We start from the raw sequence: 21,741 nt of genomic DNA, 5'->3' as shown, positions 1-21,741 counted from the left end.
GGAACGGGTGCCGGACGGTCGGGATCAGGATCGGGGAGGGGTCGCGGCGCTCGCGGCCGGGGTCGTCCCGGCGGGCGTGGCCTCGGTCGGCGTGGTCTCGGGCAGTCGGCCGGGTTCGGGCTGCTCCTCCGGGGCGGGCAGGTGCTTCTGGACCAGCAACCGGTAGAGGCCGCCGCCGATCACGCCACCCACCAGCGGGCCGACGATCGGCACCCAGAAGTACAGGCTCCCCCCGGGTTCGCGCATCGCGGTGTCGTACCCCGTGAGAAGCGTGGCCAGGCGCGGGCCGAGGTCACGGGCCGGGTTGATCGCGTAGCCGGCGTTGCTGCCCCAGGCCATGCCGATCCCGACGACGACGAGACCGATCACGAAGGGGGCCAGGTTCGCCCCCGGGGGCGTGGCCCGGACCTCGGTGATGGCGAAGATCAGGAACACCAGGATCGCGGTGCCGACGACCTGGTCGAGGAATGCGGTCCCGATGCTCACGTTGTCCCCGGGCAGGGTGGAGAAGATGCCCTGGGTCTCGAAGGTGTGGCCCGGGTCGGCGGCGGTGATCGCGTCGTCGTAGACCCAGCGCACGATCAGGGCGGCCACGAACGCGCCGAGGAGCTGGGCGGCCCAGTAGGGCAGCACCTTGCGCCAGGCGAAGCCCTGGTAGACGGCCTGGGCCAGGGTCACCGCGGGGTTGAGGTGGGCGCCGCTGGTCCGGCCGGCGACGTAGACGCCGAAAGTGACCCCGAGGCCCCAGGCCCAGTGGACGGAGTCGTCCCCGCCGTTGCCGGCGGCGACGACCTGGGCGACGACGCCCACCCCGAAGAGGATCAGGATCACCGTGCCGGCGAACTCGGCGAGCAGTTCGGCGCGCAGGCGGGGAACGGGTGGGGCGGTGCGATGGACCGACAGGTCACGATCGGTGCCGGTTGCGGTGGAGGTGCGGTGCGACATACGAACTCCTCGTCGAGTCGAAGGGTTGGGTGCTTCCCGCGGTCTCGACGGTAGGAACGCCTCGGGGGTCGGTCAACGCGAGGAGTTCGACCATGTCGAACGATCCGGAGGCGCGGCGAGGGTCCGCGGCCGGGCCCCCCGGGTGAGCGAGGTCACGGCCCGAACCATCCGGACGGCTCAAGGTCGGAGCCGGACCTGCCGAAGGAGGACCATGCCGACCCTCCCGACGACCCTCCTGACGACCCCGCCCGCCGTCGACGCCCTGTCGCTCGCGCACGGGTCCGGGCTGGTCGAGACGGTCGACGGGCTGGTCGAGAACGACCGACGCCACGGCACCGTGACCGCGCTGTTGATCCTGGCCGCCGACGCCCGTCCCGAGGAGTGCCCGGACACGCCGGAGCAGCCGCTGCAGAACGTGGTCGCCCGGTTGCGTGCGGGGACGCGCGCCGGCGACACCTGGTTCGCGCTGGACGAGCGGCACGCGGCCGTGGTCCTCACCGCGCTGCCCCCGGCCGCGGCCGAGGGCGTCGTGGAGCGGGTCACCGACACCCTCCTGGTGGCGCTGGAGCTCTCCGAGCTGACCTGTCCCGACCGCGTCGGGGTGCGCGTGAGCATCGGCGCGAGCCTGGCCCTGCTGCGGGCCCACGACGGGCGCGAGACCGTCCAGCAGGCCGTCGACGCGCTGGCCGTGGCCCGCGCCGACGGCGGGCACTGCGCCCGCATCCGCACCCTCGGCTGACCCGGGTCGGGCGTCACCGCCCGCGAGGGGCGATGCTGAGCGTGATGAACACGCCCGTCCCGCCCCACCGCTCCGACCCACCGCGCACCCGTCGATGAGGCAGTACCTCGCCCTGCTGCGCGACCCCGTCGTCGCCGTCCCCTTCTTCGCCACGGTCGTCGCCCGCGCCCCGGTGGCGATGGCCCCGCTGGGCCTCGTCCTCCTCGTGCGGGCGTTGCGCGACTCCTGGGAGTTGTCCGGCCTCGTCGCCGGCGCCTTCGCCGTGGGGGTCGCGGTCGGCTCCCCCGTGTGGGGTCGCGGCCTCGACCGCTTCGGCCATCCCCGCACGATCGCGTGGTCGTCGTCGGTGAGCGCCGCCCTGCTGCTGGCGACCACGCTGGCCACCGCCACCCCGGCCGCCCCCGCGGCGCTCGTGGTGGGACTGGCCGCCGCCGTCGGCCTGACGTTCCCGCCGATGAGCGCCGCCATGCGCGCCGCTTGGCGGGTCGTCGCGCCCGAGCCGGCGCGCCGCAAGCTCGGCTACGCCCTCGACGCCGTGGCCGTCGAGACGTTGTTCGTCGGGGGGCCGCTGCTGCTCACGGCGTTGCTGGCGATCGCGACCCCCGTGGTGCCGCTGGTCATCACCGCCGCGCTGCTGGCCCTCGGGGGCGTCGGGTACGCGCTGACCGGGGCCGCCCGCAGCTTCACGGGCTCCGGCGCGCACGTCGGAGCGCACGCCGGACCGGGGTCGGAGGCCGGCGGGGGTCGTCCGCGGCCGGTCGTCCTGGCCCGCGGGGTCCTGCCCGCCTTCGTCGTCCTGGCCGCGATGAGCGTCGGTTTCGGGTTGCTCGACGTGTCCCTCGCCGGGCTGGCGGAGGAGATCTTCGGCTCGGCCGACTCCCTGGGGTACCTGTTCGCGGGCATCGCCGGGGGCAGCGCCGTCGGCGGGCTCCTCTACGGGGCCATCGACTGGAAGGGGCCCGACCGCGGCCGGCTGCCCTGGTTGCTGGGCGGTTTCGGGACGGGGCTGGTCGCCGTCGCCCTGCTGGCGGGGACCGGCGACGGCGACCCGTCGCTGCTCCTGCTCGTCCCGGTGCTGGCCCTGACCGGCCTCTTCATCTCCCCCAACCTCATCGTGCTGCAGGGCGTGGTCGACGACACCGCGCCCCCGGCCCGGCTCGGCGAGGCGCAGGCGTGGCTCTCCAGCGCGGTCACCGCCGGGGCCGCCGCGGGCAACGCGCTCGCGGGCAAGCTGCTGGAGGACCACGGCCCGCCGCAGTCGTTCGCGGCCGCGGCGGTGGCCGTGGTGGGAGCCGCCGTGCTGGCCCTGCTGGTGCAGGGCGCCTGGCGCCGGGCGCACGACGCCCGTCCCGCGGTCGAGGTCGCCTGAACCCGGGGGCCTATGCTCGCCCCCCGTGACCGAACGTCCGGACGCCCCCGCCCCGCTCTCCCGCCCCGCCACCCGCCCGACCGCCCTGGTCACCGGCGCCACGGCCGGCCTCGGGGCCGGGTACGCGGCCGAGCTGGCCGCGCGGGGCCACGACCTGGTCCTGGTGGCCCGCGACGTCGCCCGGCTGGAGGCCACCGCCGACCGGCTGCGGACCACGCACGGGGTGCAGGTCGAGATCCTGGCCGCGGACCTCTCCGACCGAGAGGCGCTGGCCCGGGTCGCCGAGCGGGTCGCGAGCCCCGAGCACCCGGTCGACGTGCTGGTCAACAACGCGGGGTTCGGGCTGCGGCAGCGCTTCGTCGACGGCGTCCTGGCCGACCACGAGCGCATGTTCGACGTGCTCTGCCGGGCCGTCCTGGTGCTCTCCCGGGCGGCCACCGGCGCCATGACCGCCCGCGGGCACGGGCGCATCCTCAACGTCGGCTCGGTCGCCGGGCTGGTGCCCGGCGGTGGGCACTACTCGGCGGCCAAGGCCTACGTCATCGTCCTCACCGAGACCCTGAGCGGGGAGCTGCGGGGCAGCGGGGTGAGCGCCACCGTGGTCGAGCCCGGTTACGTGCGCACCGAGTTCCACGGTCGGTCCGGCATGCACTCGGGCGGTCGGTCCGCGCTGTCCAAGCGCATCTGGCTCGACGTCGACGACGTCGTGCAGACCTCCCTGGACGACCTCATGGCCGGGCGGGGCGTCAGCGTGCCGACCCGCCGCTGGCGGGCGATCGCCGGGCTGCTGGACGTCGCCCCGCGCTCGGTCGTCAGCCGGTTCTGGAACTCCTCGCCCTCGGGGGCGGCCCGGCGCCACCCCCGGTCGGAGGACTGAACCGCGGCCGACCGGCCGGTTCCCCGCCGCTGACCGGCTGCTGACGCGCTGCTGACCGGTTCTCGACGCGATCCGACCGGCATTTCGTGCACCCAGCGTCACCTTTCCCTTACGATCGGTGCATGGCAGACGCGACCCCCGATCCCGGTCGCCAGGGGGACGGGGCACCGGGTCCGCTGACCCTCGCCACGCTGCCGGGCGGCGGGGCGGAGGATCGGGAACGGGCCCGGCTCGTGGCCGTCCACGACTACGTCGACGTCCAGGCCCCGCCCTCGGACGACCTCAAGACGATCGTGCGTCTCGCGACCCGCGTGACCGGGTTGCCGTACGGGGTCGTCAACATCATCGACGAGCGCTACCAGCGACAGATCGTCGCCGAGGGTTTCGACCGCAGCGTGTGCGCCCGGGAGCACTCGATGTGCGCCCAGACCGTCGCGCTGGGTGCCCTGGTGGCCGTCGACGACGCCTCGCTGGACCCGCGCTTCGCCGCGAACCCCTGGGTCGACGGCCGGCTCAGCAGCGTGCGCAGCTACGTCTCGGCCCCCCTGATCACCCCCGAGGGGCACACCCTGGGGTCCCTCTGCGTCTTCGACGTCGAGACCGTGGGGATCACCGACCGGGTCCGTCGGGACCTGAGCGACCTCGCCGACCTGGTCGTCGTGGTGCTGCAGCGGGAGCGCATCCTGCGCCACGAGGCCCTGACCGCGGCCGAGCTGCGGCAGTCCCGGCAGGCCGTGGACACCGCCCACGCGCTGCAGGAGGCCCTGCTGCCCCGCCGGCTGCCCTGGAGCGAGGCCGTCTCGTTGGCAGCCCGCTACCTGCCGGGAGGGGACAACGCCGAGGTCGGCGGCGACTTCTACGACGCGGTGCGCACCGACGACGCCGTGGTCGTCGTGGTGGGGGACGTGCAGGGGCACAACGCCGCGGCCACGGCGCTGATGGGCCAGGTGCGCACCGCCGTGCGGGCCTACGTGGCCGAGGGGCACTCGCCCGGGGCCGTCCTGGAACGCACCAACCGGCTGCTGGCCCTGGCCGACACCGACCTGTTCACCACCTGCTGCCTGCTGCGGCTGGACGAGTTCACCGGTGAGGTGACGGTCGCCAGCGCCGGCCACCCGGTCCCGTTGCTGTTCGACGCCGAGAAGGTGGTTCCGCTCGACGTGGAGGCCGGGCCACCCCTCGGGGTGCAGCCCGACGTGGTGTTCACCGAGGGACGCCACCGGCTCTCGGAACGCTCGCGGCTGCTCCTCTACACCGACGGGGTGCTGGCCTGGCCGCGGCGCAGCCAGGGCGTGGTCGACCCGCTCGACGACGTCGACCCCGGACTGGCCACCCTGGAGGCGGTGCTGCGCGCCTACGCCGACGTCCCGGCCGAGGACCTCACCTCCCGGGTCATGGACCCCGCGTCGAGGACCCGCACCGACGACGCCGCGTTGGTGGTCGTGGACTACTCCGGGCCCGTGGCCGACCGCTGGGAGAGCCGGCTGTCGTTGTCCGACGACGTCCGCTCCGTCGCGCGCGGACGCAAGCACCTGCGCGAGACGCTCCGGCGCTGGGAACTGCCCGACGCGGTCGACCTGGCCGAACTCGTGGCCAGCGAACTCGTCACCAACGCGCTGGTTCACACCGCGACGCGGGCCGTCCTCGTCCTGCAGTACCGGACGAGCAGCCGCACCCTGCTCCTCGGGGTCGAGGACTCCTCGACCTCCCACCCCCGCCCCCGTGACGCCGACGACGACGCCCTCGGCGGGCGCGGTCTCGGCATCGTGGAGGTCGTGGCCGAGCGATGGTGGGTCTCCCCGCGCGGGGACGGCAAGACCGTCTGGGCCGAGCTGCGGCTCTGAGCGCCCCGGGCCCGACCGGGCCCGGGGCGGCTCGAGGTCAGTCGACGATGGCACCCGGGTTGAGGTTGCGCCCCGGGTCGACCCCCTGGAACAGGGCGGACACGATCTGGGCTCCGGCCGACGACAGGTCGTCACCGACCCACGGCTTGTGCTCGCGGCCCACCGCGTGGTGGTGCGAGAGCGTCCCGCCGTTGTCGATGAACGCCTGCTGGATGGCGTGCTTGACCGCGTCGTAGACGGCCAGCCCGTCACCCTCCGCGGGCGGCTGGAAGGCGAACGTGAAGTATTGGCACGCCCCCGAGTGGTAGCTGTGCGACAGGTGGCAGAACACGAAACCCTGCGTCCCCTGCTCGGCGAACGCCTTGTTCGCGGCGGCGACCACGTTGTCGTGCAGCACCTCCAGGGTCGCCCAGGAGCTCGAGGTCTCCGAGACGTCGCCGTAGGCGCCGCGGTCCAGGATGAAGTCGCGGATGTAGGGGGTGTCGAACTTCTTCTGGTCGTACAGGGTCCCCGGCCCGGAGCCGACGCCGAACCCGCCGTGCTTCTTGACGATCTCGCCGACCAGGCGCTTGGTCCGCGCGACGTGCTCCTTGGAACCCTCGTACCCGATGAAGGACAGGCACATCTTGTCCAGGTCGATGCCCTTGCGCTTCTCCGCGTAGACCTTCACGCCCTTGCTCATGAGCGCCGACAGGCGCGACCCCTTCTTGGCGGTCGCCATCGTGAACTGGGTCTCCATGGCGTCGGAGACCCGGGTGATGCTGGGTGCGGCGTCGGAGGCCGCGACGTCGTGCATCGCCCGCAGCCCGCTGCCGTAGTCGGGGAAGAAGTAGGCGAGGATCACCCGCTCCTCGGCCAGCCGGTGGACCTGCACGAGGGCCTCGGTGATGACCCCGAGACGCCCCTCGCTGCCCAGCACCATCTCGCGCACGCTCGGACCGGCGGACTGCACGGGCACGGCCCGGGTGGCCACGACCCCCTTGGGGGTCACGACCCGGACCGCCCGGGTGATGTCGGCGATGTCGCCGAACCGGTCGGACTGCATGCCCGAGGACCGGGTCGCGATCCAACCGCCGAGGGTGGAGTGCTTGAAGGAGTCCGGGAAGTGCCCGATGGTCCAACCGCGGGCGTTGAGCTGGGCCTCGAGGTCCGGGCCCAGGGCACCCGCCTGGATGCGCGCGGTCTGCGAGGTCTCGTCGACCTCGATCACCGAACGCATCCGGCCGAGGTCGACCGAGACGACCGGGCGCGACTCGTCGCGGGGGGCCTCCAGGCTGCCGACGATGTTCGAGCCGCCCCCGAACGGGATGAGCACCGCGTCGGAGTCCAGACCGGTGCGCAGCACGGCCTCGACCTGGGCCTCGTCGACGGGGTAGACCACCAGGTCCGGCACACGGCCGAAGTCGCCCCGCCGGATGCGGACGAGGTCGCGCATGCTCTTGCCGTAGGTGTGCACCACCCGGGTGAGGTCGTCGTCGTGCACGTGCTCGGCCCCGACGGCCTCGACCAGCGCGCTGCGCAGCCCGTCGGGGGCCTGCGAGGCGGGGACGTCGAGCTCGGCCAGGTCCGGCACCTGGACGGGCGGGGCGTTGAAGTCGATGCCGGCCATCCGGTAGGCGAAGGGGGCCAACCCGGGCTTGTCGTGGTGGTGGAAGGCCACGCCCTCCTGACCCCAGCCCCACCACTTCATGTGCTGGACAGCCTTCTCGACCACGACCACTCCTCGACCTACGACGGACCTGCTGCTGCGACCCCTGCTGAGGGAGCCGGGGGGACGTAGGACGGTCTAGCAGACCCCTCCGACACGAACCCCGGCCTCCCTCCCGACCCTAACCGCGCGCGGCCCCCGGCACCGACCGTCCCGCCAGGAAGCGCAGCGCCAGACGGTAGCCCTCGACACCGAGGCCGGCGATGACCCCGGTCGCCACCGGGGTGATGTAGGAGTGCGCCCGGAAGGACTCGCGCGCGTGCACGTTGGACAGGTGCACCTCGACCAACCCGGCCCGCAGCTCGGCGCAGGCGTCGCGCAGGGCCACGGACGTGTGCGTCCAGGCCGCCGGGTTCAGGACCACCGGGTCGCCGTCGTCGGCGGCGGCGTGCACCCAGTCGAGCATCTCGCCCTCGTGGTTGGTCTGGCGCACCTCGACCGACACCCCGAGCTCGGCCGCCAGGCCCTCCAGGTCGGCCGTGACGTCGGCCAGTGTCGTCGTGCCGTAGACCTCCGGCTGCCGCTTGCCGAGCCGGTTCAGGTTGGGGCCGTTCAGCACCAGGATGCGCACGGTCGCGACGGTACCCGGGCCCTAGAGTCGCCGCCATGAGCGATCACGCGTTCTGGGACGACGCCCGTCGCTACCTCGTCCGCTACGGGGGCGGGTTCACCCCCGAGATCATCGCGCGCGCCGAGGGCAGCTACGTCTGGACCGAGTCCGGCCGGGCGCTGCTGGACTTCACCTCCGGGCAGATGAGCGCGATCCTCGGCCACGCCCACCCGGAGATCGTCGAGACCGTGGCCCGGGGCACGGCCACCCTCGACCACCTGTTCAGCGGGATGCTCTCGCGCCCGGTGGTTGACCTGGCCCGGCGCCTCGCCGCGACCCTGCCCAGCCCGTTGGAGAAGGTGCTGCTGCTCAGCACGGGCGCGGAGTCCAACGAGGCCGCCCTGCGCCTGGCCAAGCTGGTCACCGGCGGGTTCGAGGTCGTGTCCTTCGCGCGGAGCTGGCACGGCATGACGCAGGCCGCGGCCGCCGCCACCTACAGCTCCGGGCGCAAGGGGTACGGACCGGCCCCCGTCGGCAACATCGCCATCCCCACGCCGAACGCCTACCGCCCCGACTTCCTGACCCCCGAGGGCGGGCTGGACTGGCGCCGCCAGCTCGACCACGCCTTCGACCTCGTCGACGCCCAGTCGGTCGGTGCGCTCGCCGCCTGCCTGGTCGAGCCGATCCTCTCCTCCGGCGGGGTCCTCGAACCCCCACCCGGCTACCTCGCGGCGCTGCGCGTCAAGTGCGACGAGCGCGAGATGCTGCTGATCCTGGACGAGGCGCAGACGGGGTTGTGCCGCACCGGGAACTGGTACGCCTTCGAACGCGACGGGGTCGTGCCCGACATCATCACCCTGTCCAAGACGCTCGGGGCCGGGCTGCCGCTGGCCGCGGTCGTGACCAGCGCGGAGCTGGAGGAACGGGCCCACGAGCGGGGGTTCCTGTTCTTCACCACCCACGTCTCGGACCCCATGGTGGCCGCGGTCGGCAACACCGTCCTCGACGTCCTGCAGCGCGACCGGTTGGACCTGCGGGCGGCCGAGCTGGGCGAGCGGCTGCGGGCGGGTCTGCTCGGACTGGCCGGGCGCCACGAGGTGGTGGGTGACGTGCGCGGGCGCGGGTTGCTGCAGGGTCTGGAACTCGTCCGCGACCGCACGACCAAGGAGGGGGCCGACGCGCTGGGCGCCGCCGTCACCCGCCGCTGCCTGGACCTGGGGCTGCACATGAACGTCGTGCAGCTGCCCGGGATGGGCGGCACCTTCCGCATCGCACCCCCGCTGACCAGCTCCGAGGCCGAGATCGACCTCGGGGTCGAGATCCTCGACCGGGCCCTCGGCGAGGTCGTGTCGGAGGCGGGTGCCACCCTCCGCGAATGATCACGTCCAGCGTCCCCTTCCGCTGCTTCGGCACCGGTGACGAGCTCTACGAGCGCTACCACGACACCGAGTGGGGTGTCCCGGTCCACGGCGACCGGGAGGTCTACGAACGGCTCAGCCTGGAGGCGTTCCAGTCGGGACTGTCCTGGATCACGATCCTGCGTCGGCGCGAGGGGTTCCGGGCGGCGTTCGCGGGTTTCGACCCGGTCCGGGTGGCCGGCTTCGACGACGCCGACGTGGCCCGGCTGCTCGTCGACCCGGGCATCATCCGCAACCGGTCGAAGATCGAGGCGACCATCGGCAACGCCCGCGCGCTGCTCGACCTGCAGGCCGCGGGCGACGGACTCAGCGAGCTGGTCTGGAGCTTCGCCCCGGCCCCGGCCCCGGCCCCGACCTCCTTCGCCGACGTCCCGGCCTCGACCCCGGCGTCCACGGCGCTGGCCAAGGAGCTCAAGCGGCGGGGTTTCCGCTTCGTCGGCCCGACGACCGCCTACGCCACGATGCAGGCCCTCGGGATCGTCGACGACCACCTGGCCCGCTGCCCCGCCCGCGGCGGGGGCGACCGATGAGTTCCGTGACCGGCGCCGGTCGGAGCGGTGAACCGGCCGACGACGCCGTCCCCACCCCCGAGGAGTGCCCCGTGAGCGCCAGTCCCGATCCTGCGTCCGTCCCCCCGACCGGGTCGCCCGCCTTCCCGACGGCCGTGCCGACGCTCGTGCCCTGCGTCTGGTCGGCCACCGAGGCCGAGGCGGCCGCCGAGTTCTACGTGTCGGTCTTCCCGGGCTCCTCGATCACCTCGGTCTCGCGCTGGCCCGACGGCCCGCAGGCGGGGATGGCCCTCACCGTCGAGTTCACGCTGGCGGGTCGCCCCTGGGTGGCTCTCAACGGGGGTACCGGCATGACCCCCAGCCCCGCGGTCTCGTTCCAGGTCCCGTGCGCCGACCAGGACGAGGTCGACCACTACTGGTGGGCGCTGACGGCCGACGGCGGCCGGCCGGGGCGCTGCGGCTGGTTGGAGGACCGGTTCGGTGTCTCCTGGCAGATCGTGCCGACCCGGTTGCCGGAGCTGCTGGGCGACCCGGGCCGGGCCGCCCGGGCGCTGGAGGCCATGATGCCGATGTCGCGGCTCGTGATCGCCGAGCTGGAGGCCGCCGCGGACGCTCAGCCGGGCTGAGACGCGACGGCGGCCGCCCGCCGCGACGGCCCGGTCGGGCGCGACGGGTCCGACCCGTCGCCGTCCACGGCCTTGTCGACGAACATGCGCCCGTCGGCGACGTGCAGGAGGGTCCCGAAGCTCATCCCGTCCCGACCCGAGATCGCGGTCCCGACGCTGACGCCGACGCGGGCGTGGCGCCCCGCCGCCCGCAGCGGTCGCGCGATCTCGGTCCGCAGCGTCTCGGCGGCACGGTGGGCGACCGCGGGCGCCTCGACCGGGTCGATCCCGGTGAGCGCCACGAGGAACTCGTCGCCACCGAGACGCGCGGCGAGGTCGCTGCCGCGGAACAACCGGCAGGTCCGGCGCGCGACCTCGACGAGGACCTCGTCACCGGCCGCGTGCCCCAGCCCGTCGTTGACGCCCTTGAAGCCGTCCAGGTCGCAGTAGAGGAGGACGACCACGCTGCCGTCGGCGCCCGCCCGGGTCAGCGCCTCCTCGACCGCCTCCTCGATCCGACGACGGTTGGCCAGCCCGGTCAACGGGTCGGACCAGGCCAGGGCCTCGATCCGGGCCAGGTAGCCGCGGGCCCGGTCCTGCTCGCGGGCCAGGGACTGCTCGGCCTCGATGCGCTGCGTGACGTCGTTCTGGACCCCGACGTACTGGGCGACCCGCCCGGCGCCGTCGAGCACCGGGGAGAGGTGGATCTCGTTCCACCACGAGGTCTGCTCGCCCCCGCGGCGCTGCTGCAGGACCCCGCGCCACTCCCGGCCGGCCGCGATCGCGGCGCGGATCTCGTCGACGACCGTCCGGTCGGTGTCGGCGCTCTGCAGGAATCGGCAGTTGCGCCCGAGCAGGTCGGCGGCGGGGAAGCCAGCCAACCGCTCGAAGGCGGAGTTCACGTAGATGAGCGGGAGGTCCGGCCGACGGGCGTCGGCGATGGCGATGCCGCTCGTGGTGGCGTCCAGCGCGGCGTGCAGGACGGGCACCGGCGGCAGGACGCGCGCCGCCCCCGCGGGCGCGTCGGCGAACGGTGCGGAGGGGAGGGGCGGGTGGGCCGTCCCGGCCGGGCGGGCCGCGGGCCCGGTGACGTCGGCCCCGGGCACCGGCAGGCGCGGGGCGACCCGGGCCAGCAGCGAGCGCGCAGCGGCGACCACCGTGTCCCGGTCGTAGGTGAGGACGTACTCGAAGGGTCGGTCGCGGTCGGCGCAGTCGGCCCCGAGGTCGCGGGCGAGCAGGGCGGCGCTGAAGTGCGGGGCCAGCACGACCACGTCCCACTCCCCCCGGATGGGGTCGTCGAGCTCCAGGCTCGCCCCCCGCAACCCGGGCAGCGGCTCCTCGCTCATCCCCTCCCCGAGGGCACAGACGAAGTTGGTCCGCTCGACCAGCTCGCGGTAGCGCGAGACGGTGGCGGGCGTGAAGTGCCGGGCCTCCTGGAAGGTGGCGGCGACGATGCACGTGTCCCCGAGGCGCGCCGCCTCCCGTTCCAGCTGCTTGCTCACCTCGATGAGCAGGGACTTCGCGGCGAAGCGGGTGGTCACCGAGGGGTCCACGAGCGCGAACGGGGAACCGTCCACCGATCGGGTCACGACCGGCCGGGGCAGGACGAGCCCACCGGCCGGACGTCGGGGGGCGGGGTTCGCCTCCGGGCGGCCGAAGAGCCAGCCCTGGCCGATGCTCGCGCCGAGCGAGCGGGCCACGGACAGGTGGCCCTCGTGCTCGATGCCCTCGGCCAGGATCAGGGCCCCGGAGGACTCGGCGTAGGCGTTGACCGCGTTCATGATCTGGGCGACGGCCGGACCGGGACGGTCCTGGACCAGCCGGAGGTCGAGCTTCACGACGTCGGGGGCCAGCAGGGGCATGAACGCCAGCGAGGCGGGTTCGGCCCCGACGTCGTCCAGGGCGATGCGCCAGCCCAGCTCCCGGACCCGGTCCACCGCCCGCAGCAGCTCCGCCGGGCGGGCGGCGAGCGCCCGCTCGGTGATCTCGACGACGACCTGCAGCTCACCCGCCGTCCCCGCGGCCAGCTCCAGCAGGTCGCTCAGCGGGGCCGAGCCCAGGACCTCGGGCTCGACGTTGACGAACAGGGCCAGGGGGGCGAGGACGCCCTCGCGCAGGGCACCGGTGAAGGCCGCCCGACGGCAGGCCTCGTCGAGCTCGGCGAGGCGGCCCTCGACGCGGGCGCGGGCGAACAGGTCGTCGGGCCGGTGCAGCGGACCGACCGGTCCCCGGGCCAGGGCCTCGTAGCCGAGGACCCGGCCCTCGGTCAGCTCCACGATCGGCTGGAAGACCGGCCGGATGCCGTCCCGGGCGAGGATGTCCGCGATGTCGCTCACCCGGGAGGCTTCGACCAGGGATCATTTCGTCTTGAACGATTCCGGGGTCGGACTTCGCGGCCCCCGTGCCGGCCCATCGGCAGCCCGCCGTCAGGCCCGCAACCGCCCGGTGAGCCCGGTCGCGCGGATCGCCTCCCGCTCCACCGCCCGGGCGAGCGCCTCGGCCGATCCGATGACGCAGACCTCGCGCCGGGCGCGGGTGAGGGCGGTGTAGAGCATCTGCCGGGTGGCCAGCGGGGAGCGCGCGGGCGCGGTGACCACCGTCACCGCGTCGAACTGCGACCCCTGGCTGCGGTGGACGGTCATGGCGTGCAGGGTCTCGACCCCCGCCAGCCGGGCGAGGGGCACCAGGACGGGTCCCTCCCCCCGCCCGATCGCGACGACGGTCTCGCCGGCGACCTCCATGACGACGCCGGTGTCCCCGTTCCAGGTCCGGGTGCCGGGGTCGTTCGCGGTGACCAGGACCGGCATGCCCACGTGGAACCCGTCCGGACGCAGCGCGACGCCGAGCTCGGCGACCGTCCAGCGCAGGGCCAGCCCGGTCACCGCCGAGACCCCCCGCAGCCCCCGTCGGTGGGCGCAGAGCACCCGGTGCCCCTCCAGCGCCCGCACCGCGGCCACCGCGTCGCCGGCTCGGGCCGCGCCGACCATCGCGCGCGCGGCCCCGAGCACCGAGGCGTGCAGGGCGTCGAGGGCCGCGCCGCCGATCGGATCCCCCTCCTCGACCTCGAGGAACCGCACTCCCCCGCCCGCAGCGCCGGTGGCGGCGCGCAGCTGGTCGAGGACCGCGTCGACCTCCCCCGCCTCGACGGCCCGGGCCAGCTCGCCGATGGCCCCGCCGGAGTCGAACCGGTGGACCTGGCGCAGGGTGGTCACCCCGTGCGGGCCCGGCGGGCCCTCGGACGGGGTCAGGTCGGCGAGGACCGCCCCGACCTCGACGGAGGCGAGCTGGTTGCGGTCCCCGACCAGGACCAGCCGGGCCGAGGGGCGCAGCGCCGCGAGCAACCGGGCCATGACCGGCAGGCCGACCATCGACGCCTCGTCCACGATCACCACGTCGTGCGGCAACCGACGTTCGGCGTCGTAGCGGGGGCGTCCGGACCCCGGCCGCAGGCCCAGCAGGCCGTGCAGGGTCGTCGCCGTGGCCCCCGTGAGGAACTCCCGTTCGGCGGCGGTGAACTCCGGGGAGGCCGCCGCCGCGCTGACGGCCTCGGTGAGGCGCGCGGCGGCCTTCCCGGTGGGCGCGGCCAGCGCCACGCGGGGCAACCCGTGGCTGAGCGCGTGGACGGCGGCGAGCAACCGCGCGACGGTGGTCGTCTTGCCGGTGCCCGGCCCGCCGCCGAGGACGGCCACCCCCGCGCCGAGGCAGACCTCGGCCGCCTCGCGCTGCTCCCGCCCGCCCGCCCCCGGCCACAGCCGGTCCAGGACGGGGCGCACCTCCTCGGGCGGGGCCGCCGGGACAGCGGTGGCCCGGCGGCGCAGGTCCTCGGCGACGGCCACCTCCTGCCGCCAGTAGCGATCGAGCCAGACGTCGTCCCCCACCACGTGCAGCGGGGTCCGGCCGACCCCCGCCGTGTCGTCACCGCCGTGGTGGACCGTGCTGAGCCGGCTCCCCCGGACCGCGGCGACCCAGGCCTCGGGCTCGGGCCACGGCGGGGCCGCCAGGGGACCCGCGTCACCGGAGTCCTCGGCGTCCTCGGGCGTGACGTCGACGGGGGCGCGGCGGAGCCGCAGCACCACCGAACCGTGCCGCACGGCCCGGACCGTGAGAGCGACCGCGAGCAGGACCCGCTCGTCGTCCTCCCCGGCGAGGGCGCCGAGCCGTCGGGCGACGTGCACGTCGGCGGAGTGCAGGTAGGTCAGCTCGTTGAACCGGGCCAGCAGGCCCTGGGCCCGCAGGGCGCGGGCGGCCCGCCGGTCCGCCTCGGGCGCCGGGGGCGCGGGCACCGCGGGAGGAATGGTCACGGGCGCACCCCTGCGAGGAGGTCGGAGAGGTCGAGCACGAGGCCCGCCGGGGGGCGCCAGGACCACACCCCGGGGATCTCCCCGCGCGCGTCGGCCGTGACCCCGGGCCCGCACAGCCCGCGCAGGAACAGGTACAGAACGCCCGAGAGATGGGTCGCCGGGTCGTACCCGGGCTGGCGCCAGCGCAGGAAACGGTGCAGGGCGACGCAGTACATCAGGGCCTGCAGGGGGTAGTGCGCCGCCAGCACCGCCTCGTCGAGGGCCTCGCGCCGGTAGTGCCAGGCGGTCAGCTCCTCCCCGGGCGGAGCCAGCCGGTTCGTCTTGTAGTCGACGACGAGGAACCGGGGGCCGTCCGCCCCGGAACGGCGCAGCACCGCGTCGATCGACCCGGTCAGGTAACCGCGCAGCGGCTGCGCCGCCAGCAGCGGGTCGTGCAGCAGCTCGGCGTAGGGCGCCACCGGGTCCTCGGGCGCGAGGTGCGCGCGCAGCAGGCCCGCGACGTCGCCGAGCAGACCACCCGAGCCCGGGACGGCCCCCGCCCCGCCCCCGAGGGGGAGCTCGAACTCCAGCTCGTCCAGGCGGTCGCGGGCGGCGACGTCGGCGAGCGAGGCCCCGCCCAGCAGCGGGCCGAGCGGGGTGCTCAGCACCGGCTGCAGGGCCGCGGCCAACGGCTCGGCCAGCCCGCCCGCGTACTGCTCCCGGGCCAGGGCGGCGAGGTGGGACGGACGGTCGGGCACGGCCGGGTCGAAGTGTTCGAGCACGGCGTGGACCAGGGTCCCGAAACCCGCTCCGGCCGGGAGGTCGGCCAGGGGGGACGGCGTCGCGGCCCAGGCCAGCGCGACCGGATCCCGGTCGGGGCCCGGGGGGACGGTCGGCAGGTCGAGCTCGTCGTCCAGCACCGCGACGTCGGCCTCGGAGGTGGCCGGCGCGGGGGCACCTCCCGCGACCCGGGATCCCGCCGCCCCGGCGTGGGCCGCCTCGTGCGCAGCCCGGGTCAGGCCGGAGTACGAGGTCCGTCGCCACCCCGGGTCCGGTTCGGCCGTGAACGTCCGCGGCGCGACGATCTCCACCGCGGCGGCGGGCGGGTGGGGCACGGGTTCGCCCTGCGCGCGGCGCACCGCCTCGACCCGGACCGGCGTCCCCGCGGTCCCGAGCAGGGCCGCCAGTCGGGCCCGGAGCTCGGCGTCGGAGGGCAGCTCGGGCTCCGGGGGCACCGACTGCGGATCGGCCGCCATCAGCAACCGGTGCAGGGCACCGCGCCGGCTGGTCGTGGCCGGCGCCCACCACACGAGCAACCGGGACACCGCCCGGGTGAGGGCGACGTAGAGCAGCCGCAGCTCCTCCCCCGCGTCCTCGGTGTCGGCGGCCGCGCAGACCTCGTCGTAGCGCGGGCTGCCCGGCCCGCCGACGTGCACGACCCGCCGTCCCGCGGGGTCGTGGGCGACGGGGTAGCGCTCGGGCCGGCGACTCGAAGACCCGCCCCCGGCCCCGCCCACGGAGTCCCAGCCGTAGGGCACGCAGACCACCTCGAACTCCAGGCCCTTGCTGGTGTGGACGGTCGCGACCTGGACCGCGGTCCGGTCGGTGTCGAGGCGGCGGGACCGCTCCGCGTCCTGGTCGGCGGCGGCGTCCTCCACCCGGGCCCGCAACCAGGAGAGCAACCCGGCGAGACCCACCGAGGCCGCTCCCCCAGCGCGGGTCGACTCGGCGTGCAGCGTCTCCCCGATGTGGCGCAGGTCGGTCCAGCGGCGCTCGCCGCCCCGGACCGCGAGCAGCCGCTCGGCCAGGTTCCGCTGCTCGGCCACCGCGCTGAGCAGCGCGGCCACCCCCCGCTGCTCGAGCACCCCCGCCCAGTGCCGCAGCGACCCGGCGAGCTCGTCCATGCCCCGGTCGCCCCGGGCGTCGAGCTCGGTCGCGGTGAACCCCACGAAGCTCGACAGGGCGAGCCGGCGCACCCGGCGGGTGCGGTGCGGCTGCTCGACGGCTTCGAGCAGCGTGGTCCAGTCCTGCGCCGCCTCGGTGGAGAACACGCTCGAACCCCGGGAGAGCACGCAGGGGATCCCCCGGGCCTGCAGCTGCTGCTGGACGAGGACGGCCTGCGCACCCGTCCGCACCAGCACCGCGACGTCCCCGGCCTCCAGGGCGCGCTCCTCACCCCCGCGGTGCGGACGCACCCGCAACCCCTCGGCGAGCACCGCCGCGACCTGGTCGGCGACGTCGGCGGCCACCGCCTCGCGCACCGCCGCGACCACCGGGAGCCCACCGCGGGTGCTCGGCAGTCCGTCGCGCCCCAGCACCCGGAGCCGGACCGGTCCCGGGTCCTCGGCACCGTCGGAGCCGAGCAGGGCCGCCCGCTCGTGGGCGGCCCGGACCTCGCGCACGACGATGCCCTCCTCACCCAGCGAGGCCCCGCGCAGCAGCGCGGCGACCCCGGCGACGACGCGGGGGTCGCTGCGGTGGTTGGTGGCGAGCGTGGCGTTCTCGTGCGCCTGCCCGGTGGCCGTCAGGTAGGTGCGCACGTCGGCCCCGCGGAACGCGTAGATCGCCTGCTTCGGGTCCCCGATGAGGACCAGGGGCACCCGACCGTGGAACGCGGTGCGCAGGACGTCCCACTGCACGGCGTCGGTGTCCTGGAACTCGTCGACCAGCACGACGCCGTAGCGCGACCGCAACCGCTCGCACGCGACCGGGCCGGCCACCGGGTCGAGCAGCACCTCGCGCAGCGACAGCAGCAGGTCGTCGAAGGAGAGGATGCGCCCCGCCCGCTTGCGGGCGGCCAGTTCGGTGCGGACCGCCCTGGCGAACCGCACCCGCAGGGCGGCCCTCGACCCGTCCTCGGCCCCCACGGGTTCCAGGACGGCGTCCGGACGGGCGACCGCCTCGCGGGCGATCCGCAGCGCCTGGGCCCGGGTGAAACCCGGCCGGGCGCGCAGCGCGAACCGCACGTAGAGGTCGTCGCAGACCTCCTCGAGCAGGTCGGACACGTCCTCGACCAGTCGGGCCTGCGGGTCCACGTCGGCCGCCGTGCCCAGGGAGGTCAGCACCTGCTGGCAGAACTGGTGGATGGTGGCGACGGTGGCCGCGTCGAAGGCGGCCAGGGCCTCGGCGAGACGGTGCCGTCGCCCCTCGACCTCCCCCGCCGGGCCCGCGGCGAGGTGGCCCAGGACGAGGTCGCCCCGGTCCGAGGCCCACTTCCGGGCCGCGGCCGGGTCGGCGAGGGCGTCGCGCACCTCGACCATCCGGGCCCGGACCCGGTCGCGCAGCTCCGCGGTGGCCGCCCGACCGAAGGTGACGACGAGCAGCTCCTCGATCCGGTGCTCCCCCTCGGCGACGTACCGGGTGACCAGGCCCGCGATCGCGTACGTCTTGCCGGTGCCGGCGCTCGCCTCCAGGACGGTGGTCCCCCGGGGCAGCGGACCGACCGGGTCGAAGGGCGCCGGCGCCGGGTCTGTGGGCGCCGGGTCGGTGGGGCCGGTCATCGGGTCGTCTCCGTCTTCGCGCCGAGGATGGGTTGCCAGATCCGCCGGGCCAGCTCGGCGAAGGTCGGAGGGAGGCCCGGGGGGGAACCCGGGGGCGCCTGCCACGAGGTGAGGACCGAGATCGGCGCCCGGGGCCCGTGGACCCGGACGAACGCCTCCTCCCGGTCCTCGCCGAAACCGGCGTGCCCGGAGACCCAGGACCGTTCGGCGTCGGCGACGCAGCCGTCGGCGGGTGCGCCCCGCCAGTCGCGGCGGGCCCACGCGTGCGTGGTCTCCACCGGCAACGGCAACGGCTGGGTCAGGCCCAGGTGACGCAGCTGCAGCAGGTCGTGCAGGTGGCCCCGGGCCTGGACCGGGTCCAGCGGACCGAGCACGACCTCGCTGACGGAGTCACGGTCCCCGCGCCCGACCACGACCGTGCGCTGCTCGGTCCCCGGGTCGGCCGCGGTGAGCGCGAGCAGCTCGATCCAGGCGCGCACGACCTGCTTGGCCCGCACCCGGGAGTAGGTGGTGGTGAGCGCCAGCACCCCGCTCGCCCGACCCCCGCCGGGGACGGGCCGGACCCCCCGGACCGTTCCCGTGAGCCGGACCGGGCCCACCCCGCTCACGTCGAGGTCCAGCTCAAGGTCGACGGTGTGCGCGGGGGCGGTGTCGAAGCGGGCGGCCACCTCGGCCAGCCGGTCCGCCCGCGGCCCGATCTCGCGCAGGACGTCCTCGGCCAGCACCCCCGGGGGCAGCGACCCGCGGGCCGCTTCGCGCCGCCGGACCGCGGCCGGGTCCAGCCCGGCCCGGCGGGCGGCGAGCACCCGGTCACCGATCGCCCACTTCTGCAGCCCGTCGAGCTCGACCGGGAGCGCGGGGTCGGGTTCCTCCTCGCGCGTGGCGAGGGCCACGTCCAGGCGCTGGGTCAGGAAACCCTGGGTCGGGTTCTGCCAGAACTGCACCAGCCGGTCGAGGTCGAGGTCCTCGCGCGGGGCCGGCGGCAGCGGGGCGGGCAGGAACGGTCCCGGCGCCCGCGGCCCGGCCGCCGCGGCGAGGGCGCCGGCGTGGGCGGTGCGGTCGTAGCTGAAGGCCCGACCCCGACCGGGGTCGGTCGCCGCGGTCGAGAAGTTGCGCGGGTCGGTGGGCTGCAGGGGGTGGACCGTCACCACCGCGTCACGGGCTCCGGGCTGCAGCGCCTCGAGCGCGTCGAGGAGCTCACCCACCGGGACGGCCGGGGGCAGCTCGGCCCCGCTGCGGACGTCGCGCCCCCCGTAGGTGACGACGAGGTGGTCGCGGGCGGAGGTGATCGCGTCGAGCAGGACCTGACGGTCCTCGTTGCGCGGGTCGCGGTCGCCGGGCCGGTGGTCCCCGGCCAGGGCGTCGTCCGCGTCCGGTGCGACCACCCGGGGGAACGCCCCGTCGTCCATGCCGAGCAGGACGACCACCCGGTGGGGCACCGCCCGCATCGGGGTGAGGGTGCAGACGGTCACGGCTCCCGTCCGGAAGTTCGACCGTTGCGGCCGCCCGGCGAACTCGGCGTCGATCATCTGGGCGACGTCGGCCAGCCCGACCTCGGCCGTCCCGGCCCGCGCGGCCCGTTCGGCGATGGCCCCGAGGTCCGAGCGCAGCTGGGTGACCCACCAGGCGGAGTCCGGCGGTGCCTCGCCGAGGTCGAGGACCGACTCCAGCAGGGCCTCGCACCACCGGGCCACCGACTGCCGTCGCGTGAGGCGCCCGACCGCGACCTCCACCCGGTCCAGCAGCTCGGCCACGCGTCCGGCCAGGTCGACGCGCGAGGACTCGACGTCGTCCAGCGGGACGACTGCCTCGCCCTCGCCCAGCAGCTCCTCACCACCGCCGCCGAGGGCCACCCCGACCAGCAGCCGGTCCAGGCCGGCCCGCCAGGACCCCTGGCCGAGGCCGCCGAGGTGCCAGGCGGCGCGGTGCTCGGCCGACAGCCCCCAGTGCACCGAGGCGTCGACCACCCACACGCGCAGCTGCTCCAGGTCCTCGTCCTCCAGCCGGAAGCGTCGCCGCACGGCGACCCCGCCGGCCAGGTCGAGGACGTCGCCCACCCCGACCCGTCCCTGGGCCAACCGCAGCAGGTGGGCGGCCAGGGCCAGCAGCGGGTTGGTCTGCAGCGCCGAGCGGTCGGCGATCTGCACGCGAAGCCGCGCCCCGGGGTGGTCCAGGTCGTCACCGGCGAAGGCGGCCTGCACCAGCGGGGCGAACGCCTCGACGTCGGGGCACATGACGATCACGTCGCGCGGTTGCAGCGTCGGGTCGGCGTCGAGCAGGCCCAGCAGCACCTCGCGCAGCACCTCGACCTGGCGGGCCCGCCCGTGGCAGGCGTGGACCTGCACCGAGGCGTCGGGGAGCAGGACCGCACCCGACCCCGCCGGATCGTCCCCGGCGAGGCTGCGCTGCAGGGCGGCGAGCGTCGTGTCGCCGGCCACCCCGGGGCCGGGGTGCTCCAGCACGCGGGCCTGCGGGAACAGCTCGTCGAGGCGCACCTGCAGCTCCCGGGCGTCGGTCGCGAGCGAGGCCAGCAGCGGGGACCGGGGGCGGGCCGCCGCGCCGGACCGTTCGACGGCCGCCCACAGCGCCGGGCTCGGGTGCTGCAGGAACAGGTGGACGTCGCCGACCCCGGCCAGCGCGGACAGCAGCTGCAGGCGGGCGCTCGGCAACCGGGTCACGACGAAGACCCCCACCCGCGAGGGCACGTCGACCGCACCGGACGCGACGGCCGCGCACACCCCCGGAAGCAGCTCGGCGGGCGCCGGAAGGTCGATGGCGGCGCGCACCCGGCGGAACAGCTCGGGCTGCCAGCCGAGGTCCGGGGAGGCCCCCGGCGGGAGCTCGTCAGACCCCCCGGCCCAGGCCCGCAGCAATTCCGGGCGGGCCGCGCCGTAGCGGTTCAGCAGCCGGGCGAGCCGGGCGGCCACGGCGATGCGGCGGACCCGGGGGCCCTGCTCCCCCTCGACCGTGCGCAGGTGGTGGCCGAGCGCCGCGAACCGGGGTGAGGGGTCGTCCTCGAGGGCGCCCAGCACCTCCAGCACCGACCAGGTCATCGACTCCGGCGCCCACCGGGCGACGCTGTCGACGTGCCCGGGAGCGGTGCGGGCCAACGCGTCGGCCATGACGTCGTCGAGCAGGCGGGCCGGGGAGGAGAACTCCACGCGCGCGCAGATCCCGTCCTCCGAGCCGGCGGCGGCGCCCAGGTGGTGCGAGAGCGACTGCGCGATCCACCGCTCGGTCCCACGCGCCCCCACGGCCACCCGGTCCACCGCGAACGGGTCGACCGGGCCGGGCGGGGGTTCGCGCAGCACGTCGGCCAGCGCCCGGACCAGGGCGGCGGCGTCGGTGGAGCGGTGGACGGTCAGCACGCGTCCTTCCTACCCGACCCCTCCGACAC

General features: G+C 75.5%; 14 protein-coding genes and 1 pseudogene. 8 read left to right on the top strand and 7 right to left on the bottom strand.

Annotated features, from left to right (window positions below):
• Positions 1-24: 24 nt before the first annotated feature.
• Positions 25-945 (bottom strand): MIP/aquaporin family protein, encoded by a 921-nt coding sequence (locus tag ACFFKU_RS17285; RefSeq protein WP_380139918.1) that lies wholly within the window; start codon positions 943-945, stop codon positions 25-27.
• A 211-nt stretch (positions 946-1,156) separates the two neighbouring features.
• Here ACFFKU_RS17285 and ACFFKU_RS17280 point away from each other — a divergent pair, with 211 nt between their 5' ends.
• From ACFFKU_RS17280 to ACFFKU_RS17260, 5 genes and pseudogenes are all read left to right on the top strand, one after another.
• Positions 1,157-1,684, top strand: a complete 528-nt coding sequence (locus tag ACFFKU_RS17280; RefSeq protein ID WP_380139917.1) for a hypothetical protein — start codon at positions 1,157-1,159, stop codon at positions 1,682-1,684.
• Between the two features lie 49 nt (positions 1,685-1,733).
• Positions 1,734-2,141: pseudogene (locus ACFFKU_RS17275) on the top strand (MFS transporter); the annotation flags it as partial.
• Positions 2,139-3,053, top strand: a complete 915-nt coding sequence (locus ACFFKU_RS17270) for an MFS transporter (RefSeq protein ID WP_380140281.1) — start codon at positions 2,139-2,141, stop codon at positions 3,051-3,053. The pseudogene ACFFKU_RS17275 and the gene ACFFKU_RS17270, both read left to right, overlap by 3 nt.
• Positions 3,054-3,078: 25 nt before the next feature.
• Complete coding sequence (locus ACFFKU_RS17265) at positions 3,079-3,930, top strand: SDR family NAD(P)-dependent oxidoreductase (RefSeq protein ID WP_380139916.1); 852 nt, start codon at positions 3,079-3,081, stop codon at positions 3,928-3,930.
• Positions 3,931-4,052: 122 nt separating this feature from the next.
• The gene (locus tag ACFFKU_RS17260) at positions 4,053-5,774 is read left to right on the top strand and encodes an ATP-binding SpoIIE family protein phosphatase (protein ID WP_380139914.1); all 1,722 of its coding nucleotides are present in this window, start codon (positions 4,053-4,055) and stop codon (positions 5,772-5,774) included.
• Positions 5,775-5,811: 37 nt separating this feature from the next.
• Here ACFFKU_RS17260 and ACFFKU_RS17255 read toward each other — a convergent pair whose 3' ends face one another.
• Positions 5,812-7,464 (bottom strand): FAD-binding oxidoreductase, encoded by a 1,653-nt coding sequence (locus ACFFKU_RS17255; protein WP_380140280.1) that lies wholly within the window; start codon positions 7,462-7,464, stop codon positions 5,812-5,814.
• Between the two features lie 139 nt (positions 7,465-7,603).
• Positions 7,604-8,053 (bottom strand): type II 3-dehydroquinate dehydratase, encoded by a 450-nt coding sequence (gene aroQ, locus ACFFKU_RS17250; RefSeq protein WP_380139912.1) that lies wholly within the window; start codon positions 8,051-8,053, stop codon positions 7,604-7,606.
• Positions 8,054-8,088: 35 nt separating this feature from the next.
• Here aroQ and ACFFKU_RS17245 point away from each other — a divergent pair, with 35 nt between their 5' ends.
• From ACFFKU_RS17245 to ACFFKU_RS17235, 3 genes are all read left to right on the top strand, one after another.
• Complete coding sequence (locus ACFFKU_RS17245) at positions 8,089-9,411, top strand: aspartate aminotransferase family protein (protein WP_380139910.1); 1,323 nt, start codon at positions 8,089-8,091, stop codon at positions 9,409-9,411.
• On the top strand, positions 9,408-9,980 hold the full coding sequence (locus ACFFKU_RS17240; protein WP_380139908.1) for a DNA-3-methyladenine glycosylase I: 573 nt from the start codon (positions 9,408-9,410) through the stop codon (positions 9,978-9,980). Before ACFFKU_RS17245 ends, ACFFKU_RS17240 begins: the two co-directional genes overlap by 4 nt.
• Positions 9,981-10,051: 71 nt before the next feature.
• Entirely contained in the window at positions 10,052-10,585 is a 534-nt protein-coding gene (locus ACFFKU_RS17235) for a VOC family protein (RefSeq protein ID WP_380139907.1), read from the top strand.
• On the opposite strand, the gene ACFFKU_RS17230 is transcribed toward ACFFKU_RS17235, so the two are convergent.
• From ACFFKU_RS17230 to recC, 4 genes are all read right to left on the bottom strand, one after another.
• Positions 10,573-12,900 carry an EAL domain-containing protein gene (locus ACFFKU_RS17230; protein WP_380139905.1) on the bottom strand — a complete coding sequence of 776 codons (2,328 nt, stop codon included), beginning with the start codon at positions 12,898-12,900 and terminating at the stop codon, positions 10,573-10,575. The genes ACFFKU_RS17235 and ACFFKU_RS17230 overlap by 13 nt on opposite strands.
• A gap of 90 nt (positions 12,901-12,990) precedes the next feature.
• Positions 12,991-14,865, bottom strand: a complete 1,875-nt coding sequence (gene recD / locus ACFFKU_RS17225; RefSeq protein WP_380139903.1) for an exodeoxyribonuclease V subunit alpha — start codon at positions 14,863-14,865, stop codon at positions 12,991-12,993.
• Positions 14,862-18,344 (bottom strand): UvrD-helicase domain-containing protein, encoded by a 3,483-nt coding sequence (locus ACFFKU_RS17220; RefSeq protein WP_380139902.1) that lies wholly within the window; start codon positions 18,342-18,344, stop codon positions 14,862-14,864. The genes recD and ACFFKU_RS17220 overlap by 4 nt, the downstream gene beginning before the upstream one ends.
• Complete coding sequence (gene recC, locus ACFFKU_RS17215) at positions 18,341-21,712, bottom strand: exodeoxyribonuclease V subunit gamma (protein WP_380139900.1); 3,372 nt, start codon at positions 21,710-21,712, stop codon at positions 18,341-18,343. Before recC ends, ACFFKU_RS17220 begins: the two co-directional genes overlap by 4 nt.
• Positions 21,713-21,741: the final 29 nt, after the last annotated feature.

The sequence above is a fragment of the Kineococcus gynurae genome, from assembly GCF_042433995.1.
In the GTDB taxonomy this organism is placed as follows: Bacteria; Actinomycetota; Actinomycetes; order Actinomycetales; family Kineococcaceae; genus Kineococcus; species Kineococcus gynurae.
Note: the sequence above shows the minus strand (reverse complement) of the source record. Positions and strands in the feature narration are given on the sequence as shown.